19 protein-coding genes are annotated in these 16,612 nt (G+C 63.3%); 13 read left to right on the forward strand and 6 right to left on the reverse strand.

The window, feature by feature from the left end; all coding sequences use genetic code 11:
* Positions 1 to 471, forward strand: coding sequence for a DUF1854 domain-containing protein (locus ACP7B7_RS01400; RefSeq protein WP_426075527.1), 471 nt, complete (start codon positions 1 to 3; stop codon positions 469 to 471).
* Between the two features lie 86 nt (positions 472 to 557).
* Here ACP7B7_RS01400 and ACP7B7_RS01405 read toward each other — a convergent pair whose 3' ends face one another.
* Complete coding sequence (locus ACP7B7_RS01405; protein WP_426075528.1) at positions 558 to 1,166, reverse strand: hypothetical protein; 609 nt, start codon at positions 1,164 to 1,166, stop codon at positions 558 to 560.
* A gap of 192 nt (positions 1,167 to 1,358) precedes the next feature.
* Between ACP7B7_RS01405 and ACP7B7_RS01410 the strand changes: the two genes are divergently transcribed.
* Together ACP7B7_RS01410 and ACP7B7_RS01415 are read left to right on the forward strand one after the other, a co-directional pair.
* Entirely contained in the window at positions 1,359 to 1,841 is a 483-nt protein-coding gene (locus ACP7B7_RS01410; protein WP_426075529.1) for an antitoxin Xre-like helix-turn-helix domain-containing protein, read from the forward strand.
* Complete coding sequence (locus ACP7B7_RS01415; protein ID WP_426075530.1) at positions 1,838 to 2,308, forward strand: RES family NAD+ phosphorylase; 471 nt, start codon at positions 1,838 to 1,840, stop codon at positions 2,306 to 2,308. Before ACP7B7_RS01410 ends, ACP7B7_RS01415 begins: the two co-directional genes overlap by 4 nt.
* Before the next feature lie 4 nt (positions 2,309 to 2,312).
* Here the strand turns inward: ACP7B7_RS01415 and ACP7B7_RS01420 are convergent, their stop codons facing one another.
* Together ACP7B7_RS01420 and ACP7B7_RS01425 are read right to left on the reverse strand one after the other, a co-directional pair.
* Complete coding sequence (locus ACP7B7_RS01420) at positions 2,313 to 3,827, reverse strand: AMP nucleosidase (RefSeq protein WP_308925100.1); 1,515 nt, start codon at positions 3,825 to 3,827, stop codon at positions 2,313 to 2,315.
* A gap of 232 nt (positions 3,828 to 4,059) precedes the next feature.
* On the reverse strand, positions 4,060 to 4,461 hold the full coding sequence (locus ACP7B7_RS01425; RefSeq protein WP_426075531.1) for a hypothetical protein: 402 nt from the start codon (positions 4,459 to 4,461) through the stop codon (positions 4,060 to 4,062).
* Between the two features lie 215 nt (positions 4,462 to 4,676).
* Between ACP7B7_RS01425 and ACP7B7_RS01430 the strand changes: the two genes are divergently transcribed.
* The 5 genes from ACP7B7_RS01430 to ACP7B7_RS01450 all read left to right on the forward strand — a co-directional run bounded on the left by ACP7B7_RS01430 (position 4,677) and on the right by ACP7B7_RS01450 (position 8,184).
* Positions 4,677 to 4,979 (forward strand): HNH endonuclease, encoded by a 303-nt coding sequence (locus ACP7B7_RS01430; protein ID WP_308925102.1) that lies wholly within the window; start codon positions 4,677 to 4,679, stop codon positions 4,977 to 4,979.
* 88 nt (positions 4,980 to 5,067) lie between these two features.
* A complete protein-coding gene (locus ACP7B7_RS01435) occupies positions 5,068 to 6,309 on the forward strand; it encodes a hypothetical protein (RefSeq protein ID WP_426075532.1) in 1,242 nt (413 codons plus the stop codon).
* Between the two features lie 78 nt (positions 6,310 to 6,387).
* Positions 6,388 to 6,990: a TetR/AcrR family transcriptional regulator gene (locus ACP7B7_RS01440; protein ID WP_426075533.1), complete on the forward strand. Its 603-nt coding sequence runs from the start codon at positions 6,388 to 6,390 to the stop codon at positions 6,988 to 6,990.
* Between the two features lie 25 nt (positions 6,991 to 7,015).
* Positions 7,016 to 7,819: a type I methionyl aminopeptidase gene (gene map / locus ACP7B7_RS01445; protein ID WP_308925105.1), complete on the forward strand. Its 804-nt coding sequence runs from the start codon at positions 7,016 to 7,018 to the stop codon at positions 7,817 to 7,819.
* Positions 7,820 to 7,881: 62 nt separating this feature from the next.
* Positions 7,882 to 8,184, forward strand: a complete 303-nt coding sequence (locus tag ACP7B7_RS01450; RefSeq protein ID WP_308925106.1) for a hypothetical protein — start codon at positions 7,882 to 7,884, stop codon at positions 8,182 to 8,184.
* Positions 8,185 to 8,279: 95 nt separating this feature from the next.
* On the opposite strand, the gene ACP7B7_RS01455 is transcribed toward ACP7B7_RS01450, so the two are convergent.
* Positions 8,280 to 10,721 carry a hypothetical protein gene (locus ACP7B7_RS01455; protein WP_308925107.1) on the reverse strand — a complete coding sequence of 814 codons (2,442 nt, stop codon included), beginning with the start codon at positions 10,719 to 10,721 and terminating at the stop codon, positions 8,280 to 8,282.
* Positions 10,722 to 10,834: 113 nt separating this feature from the next.
* Between ACP7B7_RS01455 and ACP7B7_RS01460 the strand changes: the two genes are divergently transcribed.
* Positions 10,835 to 11,734 (forward strand): DMT family transporter, encoded by a 900-nt coding sequence (locus tag ACP7B7_RS01460; RefSeq protein WP_308925108.1) that lies wholly within the window; start codon positions 10,835 to 10,837, stop codon positions 11,732 to 11,734.
* Positions 11,735 to 11,771: 37 nt separating this feature from the next.
* Complete coding sequence (locus ACP7B7_RS01465; protein ID WP_308925109.1) at positions 11,772 to 12,368, forward strand: O-methyltransferase; 597 nt, start codon at positions 11,772 to 11,774, stop codon at positions 12,366 to 12,368.
* Here ACP7B7_RS01465 and ACP7B7_RS01470 read toward each other — a convergent pair whose 3' ends face one another.
* Positions 12,369 to 12,878, reverse strand: a complete 510-nt coding sequence (locus ACP7B7_RS01470) for a GAF domain-containing protein (RefSeq protein ID WP_308925110.1) — start codon at positions 12,876 to 12,878, stop codon at positions 12,369 to 12,371.
* 61 nt (positions 12,879 to 12,939) lie between these two features.
* Complete coding sequence (locus ACP7B7_RS01475) at positions 12,940 to 13,818, reverse strand: LysR family transcriptional regulator (protein ID WP_308925111.1); 879 nt, start codon at positions 13,816 to 13,818, stop codon at positions 12,940 to 12,942.
* 135 nt (positions 13,819 to 13,953) lie between these two features.
* Here ACP7B7_RS01475 and ACP7B7_RS01480 point away from each other — a divergent pair, with 135 nt between their 5' ends.
* From ACP7B7_RS01480 to ACP7B7_RS01490, 3 genes are all read left to right on the forward strand, one after another.
* Positions 13,954 to 14,910 (forward strand): aldo/keto reductase, encoded by a 957-nt coding sequence (locus tag ACP7B7_RS01480; RefSeq protein ID WP_308925112.1) that lies wholly within the window; start codon positions 13,954 to 13,956, stop codon positions 14,908 to 14,910.
* An 87-nt stretch (positions 14,911 to 14,997) separates the two neighbouring features.
* A complete protein-coding gene (locus ACP7B7_RS01485) occupies positions 14,998 to 15,858 on the forward strand; it encodes a CheR family methyltransferase (RefSeq protein WP_308925113.1) in 861 nt (286 codons plus the stop codon).
* A 14-nt stretch (positions 15,859 to 15,872) separates the two neighbouring features.
* On the forward strand, positions 15,873 to 16,481 hold the full coding sequence (locus tag ACP7B7_RS01490; protein WP_308925114.1) for a chemotaxis protein CheB: 609 nt from the start codon (positions 15,873 to 15,875) through the stop codon (positions 16,479 to 16,481).
* Positions 16,482 to 16,612: the final 131 nt, after the last annotated feature.

Below are 16,612 nucleotides of genomic sequence, written 5' to 3' on the forward strand. Positions count from 1 at the left end.
ATGGCCAGCACGACTTTTACCTTGCGCCGCGACCCGTATGGCAAGCTGGTGATGACCGCCGAAGACGGCCAGCAGCATGTGGGCGTGGCGCCGGTGCGCGCGTTTCCGATCCAGGCGCCCGACGAGGGCATTTCACTGGTGCAGGGCGACGGCAAGGAAGTGGCGTGGATCGATCATCTCGACGAGCTGCCCGAACCGCAGCGCGGCTTGCTGAAGGAGGAACTGGAAGGGCGCGAATTCATGCCCGAAATCGCGCGCGTGAAAAGCGTGTCGAGCTTTGCCACGCCGTGCACCTGGCAGGTCGACACCGACCGCGGCGAAACCGAGTTCGTGCTCAAGGGCGAAGAAGATATCCGCCGCATCGGCGCCACCTCGCTGCTGATCGCCGACAACCACGGGATACAATTTTTGATCCGCGACATGTTCACCATCGACAAGCACACGAGAAAAATCCTCGACCGTTTTCTGTAAGCCGATGCCACAGACAAAAATGGCGCCTTGTATATGGATACAAGGCGCCATTTTTACGACCATGTCATCCTGAGAGAGAGCCTTTTTTATCGTGTCTTGTTGGCCTCATGGACCCTGTGAACCGATACCGTCAGCTTTTTCATGCAGGCCAGCATGGCGTCATAATCTTCATCCGACAGTTTTTCCGAAAACTGGATGGTATTCTGGCTGCGCTGGTTCGGGTATTCAATGGACAACTGCGTTTCCTCGCCATTGATCAGATTCCATAACTGCCGGGTAGCCGGTACCAGATCGGCCGTGCCATGGAGCTGCCCGGGCTTGCTGGACGCCTCGATGTTCCGCATGCGCAGTACTTCGGCGTCATCCTTTTTCTTGATCCAGAATCCGGTAGGGCGGGGTAATTTTTTTTGTGCTCCTGCCTGTTTTGCATTGTCAGGCGGCGTGGTCGGTGCACCGGCATTGACGTGGCCCATCAGCGTCGAGGCTGCGACATAGAACTGGAAATTATATGTTTCAAGTTTCTTGTTGATGATCACTGCGGTGATGGCATCCACTCCGCAGATGTCATTGCCGTTCGCATCGATTTCCACGAGGGGGCGCAGCAAGCTGTAGATGGGCGTGGAGACGGTTTGCGCGAATGCCGGCATCGACAGACCGAATGCCAGGGCGATACTGGCGCTTTGAAATAGATTCATTATTTTCCGTGAGATAAATGGCGGACCGGGCGGTCCGCATTCATGATACGCAAGCTTTACCGAAAAGCAACCTTGGCAAAGTGCGCAATGTGTGACCATGACAGCAGGCGAGAAGTCCCTTGTCATTTTTCTCGGCGCGTACCTTGTATTTTGTCTCATTCAACCTATTCTGATGTCTTGAAGGAGACGATCATGGCACATCCCAAGCAAACAGATCATTCACTGGCAGCCAGACAAGCGCGGGTTCTGTATGAAGGCACGGCGCCGCATGGCGGTGATCCGCACGAACGCATCGCACTGATACGCCAGGGCATCCCGGCGGCGACCATCGCCCGCTTGTCGGCGCGCATGGGCATGAGCAAGGAGTTGCTGCTGTCCAGCCTGGGGCTGTCGCGCGCCACCATCAGCCGCAAGGAAAAAGACGCCGGCCTGCTGTCGAAAGACGAGTCGGAGCGGGTGCTCGGCATCGAGACGCTGATCGGCTCGGTGCAGGCAATGGTCGAGCGCTCCGGCGATCCGGCCGGCTTTGACGCCGCGCGCTGGCTGTCTGACTGGCTGAGCAAGCCCTTGCCCGCGCTGGCCGGCGCCACGCCCGCCAGCTATATGGATACCTTCGAGGGGCAAAAAATGGTGGGCGCCTTGCTGGCGATGAGCGAGAGCGGAGCTTACGCATGAGCGTGCTCTGGCGTATCGCCGCCGATACGCCAGGCTATGCCGCCGATGACCTGAGCGGCATCGGCGCCAAGATTACGGGCGGGCGCTGGAACAGCAAGGGCGTGCCGGTCGTGTATTGCTCTACCAGCATTGCGCTGGCGACCCTGGAAACCGTGCACTACCTGCGCGCCGGCACGCTCCCTTTCAATCGCTTTCTGGTGCGCATCGAGGTACCGGAAGCGGTATGGCAGGCGCGCCAGCTGCTCGATCCCGTGCCGGGCGGCTGGGACGCCATCCCCGCCAGCATGTCTGCCAGCCGGGCTGGCGATGGCTGGTGCGCGGCAGGCAGGACCGCTCTGCTGGTGGTACCTTCCGTGATCGTGCCCGACGAATGCAATGTGCTGATCAATCCGCGTCATCCTGACGCGGCGGCGATCACTGCCAGCACCGTGCGGCGCTGGCAGTACGATCCGCGCTTCTTTGCTTGAACGCTTACTGAAACGCCACCTCGGCAAAGCTGCGCAGCTTGCGGCTGTGCAGCCGGTCCACGCCCTGGCGGCGCAGCAGTTCCACCGCGCGGATGCCGATGCGCAAATGCTGGTCGACCCGCTCGCGGTAAAAATGATTCGCCATGCCGGGCAGCTTGATTTCGCCGTGCAGCGGCTTGTCGCTGACGCATAGCAAAGTGCCATACGGCACCCGGAAACGGAAGCCGTTGGCGGCGATCGTGGCGCTTTCCATGTCGAGCGCAATCGCGCGGCTCTGGCTGAAACGGCGCTCGGGCGTGCGCTGCGGCAGCAGTTCCCAGTTGCGGTTGTCGGTGCTGGCCACCGTGCCGGTGCGCATGATGTGTTTCAGGTCCAGCCCCGTCAGCTGGGTGATTTCGGCCACCGCCGTCTGCAGCGCCTGCTGGATTTCGGCCAGCGGCGGGATCGGCACCCACAGCGGCAAGTCTTCGTCGAGCACATGGTCTTCGCGCACATAGGCGTGCGCCAGCACGTAGTCGCCCAGGCTTTGCGTGGTGCGCAGGCCGGCGCAGTGGCCCAGCATCAGCCAGGCATGCGGGCGCAGCACGGCGATATGGTCGGTGATGGTTTTCGCGTTGGCCGGACCGACGCCGATATTGACCATGGTGATGCCGCTGCCGTCGGCGCGCAGCAGGTGATAGGCCGGCATCTGCGGCAGGCGCGGCGGCGCGGCGCCCAGGGCGTCGTCCAGCTCGACCGACTGGCCGACCCGGCGCGTCACCACATTGCCCGGTTCGACAAAGGCGATATAGCCGTCGTCGTCCGAGGGCGTGCCGGCGTCCTGCGGGCGCTGCATCATGGCGTGGCCCAAGCGGATGAATTCGTCGATATAGAACTGGTAATTGGTAAACAACACGAAGTTCTGGAAATGCTGCGGCGAGGTGCCGCTGTAGTGGCGCAGGCGCTGCAGCGAGTAATCGACGCGCGGGCCGGTAAACAATGCCAGCGGCTGGGCTTCGCCATGCGCCGTTTCATGCGTGCCGTTGGCGATGCCGTCGTCCATCGCCGCCAGGTCGGGCAGGTCGAACAGGTCGCGCATGGCCATGCGGCGTCCGGCATCCATATTGCCTTCGATATGGTCGTGCTCGGCAAACGAGAAATGCACGGGAATGGGCTGGGCGCTGACGCCCACTTCCAGGGTCACTTTCTGGCCGTTGTTATGGTTTTTCAGCAGCAGGGTGAACTGGTCGAGATAGTAGTCGGCGAACAGGTCGGGGCGCGTCAGGGTGGTTTCGAACACGCCGGGGCCGGCCACGAAACCATAGGCCAGCGGCGAGTCGGCGCGCGCCACGGTCTCGGTCTGGATGCGCACGAAGGGGTAGCAGCCGCGTACCCGTTCCTGCATGTTTTCGCCGGCGACAAAGCGCTGCAGCGCATCGCGCAGATGGTCGATGCTGGCGCGGTAGATGGCTTGCACCTGTTCCAAAGCCAGGCGGGGATCGTCAAAACGGGCGGAGGCGATAAAGGCGGGCGTATGCAAGCGGTACTCCTGTAAGGGTTGGTACATGGCATTGTAAGGCAGGCACCGCATAAAGGTTTAAAAACGGCGGGCCGGAGACGCGGGCCCGAGAAAATGCCGATGGCGGCGTTGCGGCTCCTTGCCGTACATGCGTACTGTCTTCGTCGCCGCGCCTTGCCCTCGACATTTTTCAGGCCCGCTTGGCCCGGGACGCCCGAGCTGGCGACTTGGGCCATGATGGGAAAGCAGTCGTCTAGGGTGCGGTGAGCACGACAATATTGTCGCCGTAATCGCCGTCAAGCCACCCGTGATAGCCCATGCACATTCCATCACCGTCGCGCAAGTCCAGTTCGGCTGCAATGCCGGGCGGTTCTCGATTCACCAGCCGTGCGGTCACGGAGAGCTCGACAGATTGAGGCCCGCTTTTGAGAACACCGGACACACCGTCAATCACCATCATCAAGCCGTACATCGCATCATCAATTCCTTTCTGCACAGCCAAGCGAGTTTCGTCCGGCAGCGTCGGGTCGATTTTTTCGGTAGCGTAAGCCCGTACATCCTCGAATAGAATGCGGCCTGCGGCATGCTGTAGCCAAAGCTCCAAGGCGCGCGCCTGCTGCGGTGGACGAGAAAGTTCTAATTGCGATGTTGCCATGGGTAGGTCTCCTGAAGCTCTGATCAATACGGAAAAAAACGAGTCGTATCGGTGTTCAACGTCGCACCTCCACCACCCCTGGCGAGCAGCCGCCTTCAACCGCCGGATGCAACACTCTACCCTGTATGGTGACAACCACTGTCAGGCGGCACGACAAGTGCAGGCCAGGGGCGAATGATATAGTGGCGGGAATGTATACACTGAAAGAAACTGCCATGAAAAACGATATTGCCGTGCGCCCGAAAGCAAGCCAGGCACCTGCCAGGCTCAGCAAAGGGGACTTTGTCACCGTGCTGCGCAAACAGCTGCAAGAAGCGGAAAAGGCCGGCGAGGCCAGCGTGGACGTACGCGCTGCCAACTTGCACACCGAGGTTGGCGTTTATCCGGCGCGCGGCCACTCGATGCCAACCTGTTGCACCGTGATGTATGAAGAGATGCAGCCAGGTGACGAGATACTGCTGACGCCGCCTGGCGGCAAGGGACCTACGCTGCTGGTACGGTATAAATTCCCACGCTGAAAATCGCTGTCATCAGCTGCGGCAGGGTGAGGGCGACAGGTTACACTGTCGAGTCATTCACTGACCGGCCTGATCGGCCCACACTGCCATGTTCGTGCGCTTCGCTTTCCTCGCCACCGCCTTGACGCTGGGCTACGCCGGTCCGGCCGCCGCCGATACTGCCGTCCTCGACAAACTCCAGGCCAGCCGGCTCGCCATCACGCTGGACAAGGGCACGCTATCGGGGCCCGGTGCGGCACCGCTGCTGCAAGCGTCGCGCCAGGCGCAGTACGTGCTCCTCGGCGAGGATCACGGTGTCGCCGAGATCGCCCGGTTCTCTTCCGCCTACTTCAATGCCCTGGCGCCTGCCGGTTTCACGACCCTGGTAACGGAAACTGGTCCGGTCGTGGCGAGCGCGCTCGAAGGGATGCTCAAGCTCGCCGACGCGGTCACTGCCATCGCCCAATTCGACGCCGCCTATCCGGACGCCATCGCTTTCTACGCCATGCGCCAGGAAGCGGAGATGCTGGCCGGCTTTGCACTGGCCGCAGGACCGCGCTTCGAGCACTGGGGCATCGACCAGGAATTCATTGGTACGGCCAAATACCTGATCGCCCAGATGCTGTCCCAGCCGGTCAATCCGGCCGCCCGCGCGAAGCTGGAAGCCTTGCGTCAAATGGAAGCTGTCGCTTATCAAAAGGCGGCGGCTACCGGCAATCCCCTGGAGTACCTGATGCTGTCGGCCTCCGACGAGGAGCTTGCTTCGCTGCGCCCGCTGCTGGCCGGCCCCAAGGAGCAAACAGCGCTGGGCCTGCTCGATGCACTGCTGGAGAGCCGTGCCATCTATCAGAAAAGCGCCTCCAAAGTGCCCGGCGACCGCGACCTCTCCAACCGCCTGCGTTTGGCGCTGTTAAAGCGGACCCTGGCCTCCCGGCTCGGCGCGCAAGAGCAAAAGCTGGTGGTCAAGGTCGGCGCAAATCACGCCTACAAGGGTATCAATCCGCTCAACAATCGTGACGTCGGCAATTTTCTGGCGGAACGCGCCGAAGGCCAGGGCCGTACCTCGCTGCACCTGATTGTGCTGGCGGTGAAGGGCAAGCAACTGAGATTCGCGGGAGCGGGCAAGCCACACCAGCCTGCACAGATCGAACCTGGCAGCGCCGCCTTCAAACTGCTGGCCGATGCGGGCGCCACCGACGGCAGTTGGTCGCTCTTTGATCTGCGGTCATTGCGGCCCGGCTTGCGCAAACTGGCGGCGGGCGATATCGACATGCTCAATCTGATCAACGGCTACGACTTCGCCCTGATGATTCCCGAAGGCAGCGCTTCGACGCAGCTCGTAACACCGTAGAGAGAAAGCGGAACCCGGGCAGGGCGCAAAATATCGGCATGCTTGACGGATTCAAATAGAATGGGTATTCTATTTGCCATGGTCAGACTAGCCAAATTCAACGAAAATCATTTTATCGACAGCGCCATCACGGTTGCGGCCCAGTGCGGCGTGGCGGCCGTGTCGATGTCCGCCATCGCGGTCAAGGCGGGCGCGCCGATCGGTTCGGTGTATCACCGCTTCGATTCGCGCAACGCCATCCTGGCGCGCGCCTGGCTGCGCGTGAAAAGCGACTTCCGCGAGGAAGTGGCCAGCCTGTGGGGCGAGGGTGACACCTGGGCCGGCGTGCATGGCTTGCTGGACTGGTGCCGCCGCAAGCCCGTCTACGCGCGCTTCTTGCTGCAATGCGAGGACAGCCCCGATTTCAACGGCAGCCTCGATGCGGCACTGCAGGCCGCGCTGGAACAGGAACAGGCCGCGCTCGACGCCTGTTTTACGCGCTGCGCCGCCGCCATGCCCAACGTGGCCGAAACCGATGCGGGCATTGATCACCTGGTGCTCAAGTTCATGCTGATCGACGCGCCGGTGGCCGTCGTCAAGCCTTACCTGACCCAGGAACGCACCATTCCCGCCAGCGTCGATGCCATGCTGCGCGCCTCGCACGACGCCGTGCGCGGCTGGGCCGCCCACACCACACATTAATCAATCAGAATAAAGAACCCACACCATGCGCTATTCCACCCAGCTTGAACACGGCAAGAAAATCCCCCTGCACGACGAAGAAGGGTTCGAAGGCATGCGCGCCGCCGGGCGCATTGCCGCCGACACGCTCGACTACATCACGCCGTTCGTCAAACCCGGCATTTCGACCGCCAAGCTCGACGCCCTGTGCGAGGAATTCATGCGCGCCGCCGGCGCCATTCCCGCCACCATCGACTACCACGGCTACAAGCACGCCAGCTGCATTTCGGTCAATCATGTGGTCACGCACGGCATCCCGTCCGAGAGCAAGATCCTGAAAGTGGGCGACATCCTCAATATCGACGTCACGCCGAAATTCAACGAGTGGCACGGCGACACCAGCCGTACCTTCAAGGTCGGCGCCGTGTCCATCCTGGCGAATCGCCTGGTCAATACCGCGTATGAAGCGATGATGGTCGGCATCAACACCGTGAAGCCGGGCGCGACCCTGGGCGACGTTGGCGCGGCCATCGAAGCGGTGGCAAAAGCGCAGGGTTTTTCCTCGGTACGCGACTTCTGCGGCCACGGCGTCGGCAAGGTCTTCCACGACACGCCGCAAGTGCTGCACTACGGCCGCGCCGGCACCGGCATCGTGCTGGAACCGGGCATGATCTTCACCATCGAACCGATGCTCAACGTCGGCAGCTACCAGGTGAAAGTGTTGCCCGACAAATGGACCACCGTCACCAAGGACCGTTCGCTGTCGGCCCAGTTCGAGCATTCGCTGGCGGTGACGGAAACCGGGTTTGAAATCTTTACCCTGTCGGCGTTGCCGGACGCGCAGCCCTGAGCTCGCTGACCCGGCGGCTGCTGGCGCGCCATCGCTCGGAACCCGAAGATGCACTGCAGCAGGTGGCGCAAGCCGTCCTGATGCAGCACGGCATCCGCAGCGACAGCGTGCTGCGCGCGGAACGCATTGCCGCCCTGGCGCCGCCGGTGGCGTGCGTGGTGGTGCTGGCCGAATGGCTGGCGTATGTGGACTGGGAAGGATTCGACAGCGCGCGGTACATGAATTTTAAGGCCGTCAATGCGCTGGTGCAAACCGAGCTGGGTTTGCCGCCGCTGGCGCGCGACAATTTCGAGCGGCAGCGGCCCCAAGTAGTGGACGCGCTGTACGCCTATATTCAACGCCATATTGCCGAATTCCCAGCGTAGGTCGGATTAGCGTGCAAGCGCGTAATCCGACAACATTGTTAACGCGGCCGGAGGTGATGTCGGATTACGCGCAAGCGCTAATCCGACCTACGCCGTCAAGGCTTGCCCTGCGCCACCGCTTTGACGGCGCGTTCCTCCCCCATGCTTGCCGCAATCTTCCACCTCTGCATGGCGCTGGCGCGGTCGGGGCGTTTCAGGCCGGCGCCTTCCCAGTCCATCAGTCCCAGGTTGTAGATATCGCCGGCGCTGCCCTTGTCGGCGGCCATGGTGAACCATTTGCGCGCTTCCTTGTGGTTGACAGGCGTGTTTTTGCCCATCATGTTGTACAGGCCCAGCAAGTGCATCGCTTCGGTATTACCCTTTTGCGCCGCCTGCTTCAAGAGTTCCAGCGCGCGCGGCATGTTGCGCTGCTCCTGCCAGCCTTCGGCCAGCATCACGCCCTTGGCGGCCAGCGCGTAGCTGTCGTTTTTCGCCAGCGCGCGCGTGATCCACGGCTTGGCGTCGGCGTGCCATGCCTGGCGTTCCTGCGTGGTGGGGGCGGCCTGGCCCGGCTTTTTCGATAGTCCTTCGCCCATCAGTGTCATCCAGCCGTACAGGCCGTAGGCGTCGGCATTGCCTTTCTTGACCAGCACGTCGAGCATGGCCAGCGCTTGCGCCTTTTCGCCGTTTTCATACAGTTTCAAGGCCTTCGCCGCACTCGCGTCCTGCGGCACGCTGGCCACATGCGGCGACACCGGCGTCGACGCGATGGCGGGTACCGGCGCCGTGCTGGCGCGCTGGCGCAGCGGCAGGCCATAGCCGGCGCCCAGCGCCGCCACGATGGCCGGCGTCAATACCAGGGTATAGGCCAGCTGGTGGCGGCCGCCCTTGCCGGCGATCAGCATGGCCCGTTCGGCCTGTCTGTCGCCGCCCAGCGCTTCGCTCAGCACGCTTTTGACCTGGCGCTTGAACAGCAGCCAGGCCGCGCCGGTGGCCAGCAGGCCGGCAAACGCGCCCATGCCGCGGCCAAAGAAGAACCACACGCCGATGGTGGCGGCCAGCGCGCCGAGCGCGCCTTTCCACCAGAATTGCTTGGCCAGCCGGGTGTAGACCTGGCGCAGCGCGCCCAGCACGCAGGTGCGCACATTGCTGGCGTAGTCGGCCGAGACCACGTCGGCGTGGGCGTGATTGGTCTCGCCGCTCAGCACCGCTTCGATCACGTCGGCGTTCAGCTCGGACGCCGCCACGTCGCGCAGCGGCGTCAGCAAGCCCTTCACCTGGGACGAGAACAGGCCGTCATCAAGACTGCCAGCCAGCGCGTCGCTGAGCGCCTTGAGGTCGCCGCGCAGCAGTTTTTCCACGATATCGTCGAGCGTCAGCCAGCGCAAGTCGCGGCCGTAGGCCACCAGGTGGTGCGACTCGCCATTGCAGGCGGCGTCCAGGCGCACGATGCGCAGCTTGCCCGCATACAGGGCGTCGACTTCCTGCGGCAGGTCCGGGTCGTACACACTCACTTGCGCCAGCGCCAGGCTGCCGGCAAGCGCCGCCAGTGAGCGCACGCTTTCTTTTTCGCGGATGCGGCGCGCGTCGTCGGGCGCCTGTTTCGGCAGGCTGACGCTGTAGGCGGGCGCCACATGCACGTCGACCCAGGCCGCGCTGCCGACCTTGCCGGAACCGTCGCAAGGGTTGCAGCGCAAATCGCCGACGCCGCTGCAGGTGCGGCACGTGACGCTGCCGCTGGCGCGGCAGGTGCCGCAATTGACATTGCCGTTGCCGTGGCAGGTGTTGCACGTGACCTTGCCGTAGCTGCAATGATGGCAATTGCGCTGCACGTTGCGGTACTGGGTGCGCGTTTCCGTGTGGTAGCTGGTGCGCGAACTGCCGTTCTCGTAGATGGTAGTGGGTACTTCCACCGTCACGTAATCGGTCACCTGTTCGGTGACGAAACCGCTGCCGCTGCAATACGAGCACGACACCTTGCCGCTGCCGTAGCAGCCGTAGGCGTCGCAGCTGACGGTGCGCCGGCCGTGGCAGCTCCAGCAGGTTTCCGTGGTGCTGCCGTAGCAGGTGGTGCAATCGACGCGGCCGTGGCCGGCGCAGCTGTGGCAGGTGTCCAGATGCCACTGCTTGACGGCGTGACCGAGGTACAGGCCGTCGGCAATCGCGTCGTAGGCGTGGCCGGCGCCGTTCAGTTCCGTGCCCAGCCTGGCCGCCGCGCGGCGCAGCCGGTCTTTGGTCTGCCCCTGCGCGAATGGCGTCACTTCATGGCTGGCGCAGCAGTGATCGCTCGCTGACGGCGTGAAATAGCCGTTGATATGGCGCTGTTCCAGGCGCGCCTCGAAGGTGTAATTGGCTTGCAGTGAAAAGTCCTGGAGCACATCGTCTTCGGCCAGCGGCGTGATGTCCTGCGGCTCGAAGCGGGTCTTGTCCTGCACCAGGGTGCGCAATTTGCCCAGTACGGTGGGTGCGTCGTCCTTGCCCAGGTTGATGGGGGCGGGCGAGGCCGGCGCGCTGGCGCCGCCGGTGTCATCGCCGTTCGTCTCCGACACTGGGTTCATGCGACCATCCTTTGCTCAGTAGAAAGATGTTTGGATTTTAGCATTGATGGCATTGACGCCATGCGGCCGGCCGGCGCATGCGAAAATGCGGGCTGTTGAATTGAGGAGTTGCCATGCAGGCCAAGCATTATGTGTTTCCCGTGATCGCCGTACTGATCTGGGCCGTCAATACCATCGTCAGCAAGCTGGCCGTCGGCGTGATCGATCCGGCCGCGATCTCGTTTTTCCGCTGGCTGCTGGCCGGCGTGCTGCTGGCGCTGGCGTTCGGCCGTCCGGTATGGAAGCAGCGCGCCGTCGTCAAGCCCTACCTGGGCAAGCTGTTTGTGCTGGGCATGCTGGGCATGGTGATGTACCAGTGCCTGGCGTATATCGCCGCGCAGACCACCTCGGCCACCAATATGGGCATCCTGGCGTCGATGATGCCGCTGCTGGCGGTCGGGCTGTCGGTGCTGCTGCTGGGCGAGGCGGCCACCGTCGGCGGCGTGTTCGGCGGCCTGGTGTCGCTGCTGGGGCTGGCGTATCTGCTCAGCCATGGCGACCCGGCCGCGCTGCTGGCGCACGGCGCCGCCATCGGCGATGGGCTGATGCTGCTGGCCTGCCTGTCGTATGCCGGCTATGGCGTGCTGCTCAAGCGCTGGAAGATTCCCCTGAATAATTGGCACTCGCTGCTGGTGCAGGTCTGGTGCGCGGTGCCGGTGCTGTTCATCTATTACCTGAGCCAGTCGGCGCCGCCCGTGACCAACGCCGGCCTGCCGCTGGTGCTGTTCGCCGGCATCCCCGCCTCCATCGTCGCGCCGTTCCTGTGGATGCACGGGCTGGCGAAGCTGGGACCTAGCCGCGCCACCACCCTGATGAATCTGCTGCCGGTGTTCACCGTGATTATCGCCATGCTGTTTCTTGGCGAAACCCTGCACGCCTACGATGTGATCGGCGGCGGCGTCACCCTGCTCGGCGTGCTGATGGTGCAACTGCTCAAGCAACCGCTGCGCCGCGCCAAGGTCAAATCGGCTTGATTTTTTGCTATGCTGGTGCTTTTTGCCAGGAGCCGTCATGATCATCAATCCCACCCTCGATACCTTGCTGGGCGAACTCGAAGCGTTCGGCCTGGCCAACGATGCGGCGCACGCCGAACGCGGCAGCCGCATGCTCAATATCACGCGCGATACGGGCCAGTTGCTGGCGGTGCTGGTCCAGGCGCGTGGCGCGCGGCGCCTGCTGGAAATCGGCACCTCGAACGGTTACTCCACCCTGTGGCTGGCGCACGCGGCGCAGGGCCTGCAGGGCACGGTGGTGACGGTGGAGCTGGCGCAGGATAAATTCGCCATGGCGCAGGCCAATTTTGCGCGGGCGCAATTGGCACAGCTGATCGAACAGAAACTCGGTGACGCGGGCCAGGTGCTGCGCGAGGCGCAGGACGGCGCGCACGACTTTATCTTCCTCGACTCGGCGCGCGGTCAATATCAGGCGTGGTGGCCGCAGCTGGACCGGGTGCTGGTTGCGGGCGGCGTGCTGGTGGTCGACAACGCCACCTCGCACTATGAGGAGATGGCGCCATTTCTTGACGGCATACGGGATGATCCTCGCTATACCACATGCCTGGTACCGGTCGGCAAGGGCGAGTTTATCGCCGTCAAGTCGGCTACCTGATCAGGCAGCGACGATGGTCGCTTCCAGCGCACGCACCAGCGACTCGATGCCTTGCGCATCGACATCGTCGAAGCGGCCGGGCAGGGGGCTGTCGAGGTCGAACACGCCGACCACTGCGCCGTTCGAGAAGATCGGCACCACCAGTTCCGAGCGCGAATTGACGTCGCAGGCGATATGGCCGGGAAACGCATGCACATCCTGCACCACGATGGACTTGCCTTCGACCACGGTGGTGCCGCACACGCCACGGCCCTTCTTGATGCGGATGCAGGCCGGCTTGCCCTGGAACGGTCCCAGCACCAGTTCATCACCCTTGAGGAAATAGAAACCGGCCCAGTTCAGGCCCGGCATGGTGTTGAACACCAGCGAGCTGAAGTTGGCGGTATTGGCGATATAGTCGGTTTCGCCGGCCAGCAGGCCCTGCAGCTGTGAACGCAGGTCGGCATACATGGTTTGCTTGGCGGCGGGGGTGTCGGTGCCGTAGGCGGCGTCGCTGATGGTAAAGGTCATGGTGAAAGCTCTTGAACAGGGAAGGCGACATGGTAGCGCTTCTGGCGCGATCGCGTACTGGTCAGGCGTTTGCCCTTGCATGCAACAAGTCCAGCGCCGGATGTGATTTCTCCTTGGGCGCCACCAGCGCGATCCGCAGCGCCAGTTCCTCGCCCTCGGCCAGCGCGCGGTAGGCGACCCCGGCCAGGCGCAGCGCGCGGAACGAGTCGGCCAGCAGCGCCGCGCCCTTGCCGGCGGCCACTTCGGCCAGCAGCACATGATGGTCCGGCGGTTCGCGCAGGAATACGGGATCGTAGCCGTGGCGCGCAAATACCTGCTGGCAATGGTCAAAAAATGCCGGCTGGCGCGCGCGTTCGAACCAATACACGGGCAAGCACTGCAAATCGGCCAGGCGCAAGCGGCGCTTGCGCGCCAGCGCGTGGCCGGACGGCAAGGCCACCATCATGGGCTGGCGCAGCAAGGGGTGCACCGCCAGCTCGAAGGTATTGGCCGGCAGGGCCACCAGCGCCGCGTCGAGCTTGCCCTTGCGCACAGCCGTGATCAGGGTAGGGGACGGCGCCGATTGCAGGCGCAGCGTGGTGGCCGGCAGGCGCGTTTCCAGCTGCGCCAGCCAGGGCCGGAACAGGCCCGCCTCGACCGACGTCGTCAGGCCCAGGCGCAGCTGTGGCGCCGCGCTGTTGCGCGCCAGCGAGCGCTCGGCCTGGTCCAGTAACGCCAGGATTCGCAGCGCCTGCGGCAGCAGGCTTGCTCCGGCATCGGTCAGCGCCACGCCTTGCGTATCGCGTTCGAACAGGCGCGTGCCGAGCTTGTCTTCAAGCGTCTTGATGGCGCGCGACAGGGGCGGCTGCGTCATGTGCAGCTGCTGCGCCGCCTGGCGGAAGTTCAAACAGCGGGCGACCGCGCAAAACAGGGTCAATGCGTGGGTGTCGAGGGCTCTCATACCATAAAGGTATCACGAAATCGGACCTTCCCCCGCTGCTCAAGGCGCGCCAGACTGGTCTCACTCAACCATCACTGGAGAATCACCATGCGACAAATCGTGCCACAAAGCGTACGACACATCGGCAATAGCGGAATGGCTGCTTCGGCGCTGGGCCTGGGCTGCATGGGCATGTCCGAGTTTTATGGCGCCACCGACGAGGCGCAGTCGCTGGCCACCTTGGCGGCGGCGTTCGACGCCGGCGTGACCCTGTTCGATACGGCCGACACCTATGGCTTTGGCCACAACGAACAATTGCTGGGCCGCTTTCTGCAAGGCAAACGCTCGCGCGTGCTGGTCGCCACCAAGTGCGGGCTGGCGCGCGAGCCGGGCGGCTATGCGCGCCGGGTCGATAATTCTGCCGCGTATATTCGCCAGGCCTGCGAGGCGTCGTTGCAGCGGCTCGGCGTCGACACCATCGATCTGTTTTATCTGCACCGCATCAACCTCGATACGCCGTTGGAGGAGTCGATGGGCGCGCTGGCGCAATTGCGGCAGCAGGGCAAGATCCGCGCGATCGGCTTGTGCGAAGTGGGGCCGCAGACGCTGTTGCGCGCCGCCGCGATCGCGCCGGTGGCTGCCGTGCAAAGCGAATATTCGCTGTGGACGCGTGAACCGGAGCAGGGCGTGCTGGCCGCCTGCCGCACGGTGGGCGCCAGCTTTGTTGCCTACAGCCCACTGGGGCGCGGATTCCTGACGGGTGCTGTCCATGATGTGGCAGCCCTGGAGCCGAATGACTTTCGCCGCTTCAATCCGCGTTTTGCGGCTGAGAACATGGCACGCAACCAGGCCATCGTGGCGCCGCTGCGGCGGATGGCGCAGGAAAAACAGTGCACGCCGGCCCAGCTGGCGCTGGCCTGGCTGCTGGCGCAGGGCGACGATATCATCGCGATACCCGGCACCAAGCGGATTGTTTATCTGCACGATAACCTCGGCGCGCTGGCGGTGCGCTTGAGCCCGGCTGAGCTGGACGCCATGGCGCACGCTTTTCCACCGGGCGCGGCCTTTGGCGCCCGGTATACCGACGAGGGCATGAAGGGTGTGGACGCCTGATGGTTGCTCAGTGTTCGCTACCGAACGTACACCAGACTTTTCATAAGGAAAAATGCAGGACGATCTGCTAGCATCGACCAGGTCCCCATGTCACCCGGGAAACCAAGCAAAGGTGGGAAACCATTGTTAGACGACGATGCAATTTTTGATATTGAACTGAAATTATTGTTGGAAGGAATATTGCTGCGGTATCAGCATGACTTCCGCGATTATTCGGTGGCCTCGCTGCGCCGGCGCATGCGCCAGGCGCTCGAACGTTTCGACTGCGCGACCTTGTCGCAGTTGCAGGATCGCATACTGCACGAGCCGGCCATGTTCCTGCAGATGCTGCAGTTCTTTACGGTACAGGTCAGCGAGATGTTCCGCGACCCGGCGTATTTCCGCGCGCTGCGTGAAAAAGTCGTGCCGGTGCTGCACACCTATCCCTCGATCAAGATCTGGGTCGCCGGTTGCAGCAGCGGCGAAGAAGTGTGGTCGCTGGCAATTTTGCTGGAAGAAGAGGGCTTGCTGGAACGCACCATGATTTATGCCACGGATATCAATGTCGATGCGCTGGCCGCCGCCGAGGCCGGCATTTATGCGGTCGACCGCATCGCCCAGTTCAGCGACAATTACCGGCGTTCGGGCGGCAAGCGTTCCTTGTCCGACTACTACACGGCCGCGTACAAAGGCGCGATTTTCGACCGCCGGCTGCGCCGCCATTTCGTGTTTGCCGACCACAGCCTGGCGACCGACAGCGTCTTTTCCGAGGTGCATATGGTGTCATGCCGCAATGTGATGATTTACTTTAACAAGGACCTGCAGGACCGCGCGCTGGGCCTGTTCCATGAAGCGCTGGTCAACCGCGGTTTCCTGGGGCTGGGCATGAAGGAAAGCCTGCATTTCAGCCGGCATGCGGGCAACTTCCGCGAGCTGTGCCAGGTGGAAAAAATCTTCCAGCGGGCTTGAAAGGTGATTTGACCATGCTGCCGCACCGCGCACCGCTGACCACCATCGCCGCGCCGCCGGAAGGCCTGCGCCTGATCGCCATCGGCGCCTCGGCCGGCGGCGTCGAAGCGCTGGGCTTGCTGCTATGCGCCTTGCCGGCCCACTGCCGCGCCAGCGTGGTGGTGGTGCTGCACCTGGCGCCGGGTCGTTCGAGCCGCCTGCCGCTGCTGTATGGTGCGCGTTGCCTGCTGCCGATCCGCGAAGCGCAGGACAAGGAACCCTTGCAGCCGGGAGTGGTGTATTTCGCGCCGCCCGACTACCATTTGCAGATCGAGCCGGAGCGCAGCTTTTCGCTGTCGCTGGAAGCGCCCGTGTATTTTTCGCGCCCATCGATCGACGTGCTGCTGGAAACGGCGGCCAGCACCTACCGGCGCGAGATGCTGGCCATTATCCTGACCGGCGCCTCGGCCGATGGCGCCGAAGGGTTGGCGAAAGTGCGCCAGCTGGGCGGCGGCGCCTGGGTGCAGGACCCGGCGACGGCCTCGTCGGCCACGATGCCGGCCGCCGCGCTGCGGCGCGCGGGCGCCGACCGCGTGCTGGACGTGCGGCAACTGGCCGCCAGCCTGGCTTTGTTGGCAAGCTGAGCTGCACGCTTGCACAGTCCGCCGGTGCGGATGGCGCAGTACGTGTAAGATACACATGAATGCGGTAATGTTGAATTTGTGATATTAGAATTCCTGTTTTGTAACTTTTATTGAAACGCACGCTGCCGGCT

This window comes from Janthinobacterium sp. PSPC3-1 (assembly GCF_049896105.1).
Classification (GTDB): domain Bacteria; phylum Pseudomonadota; class Gammaproteobacteria; order Burkholderiales; family Burkholderiaceae_D; genus Janthinobacterium.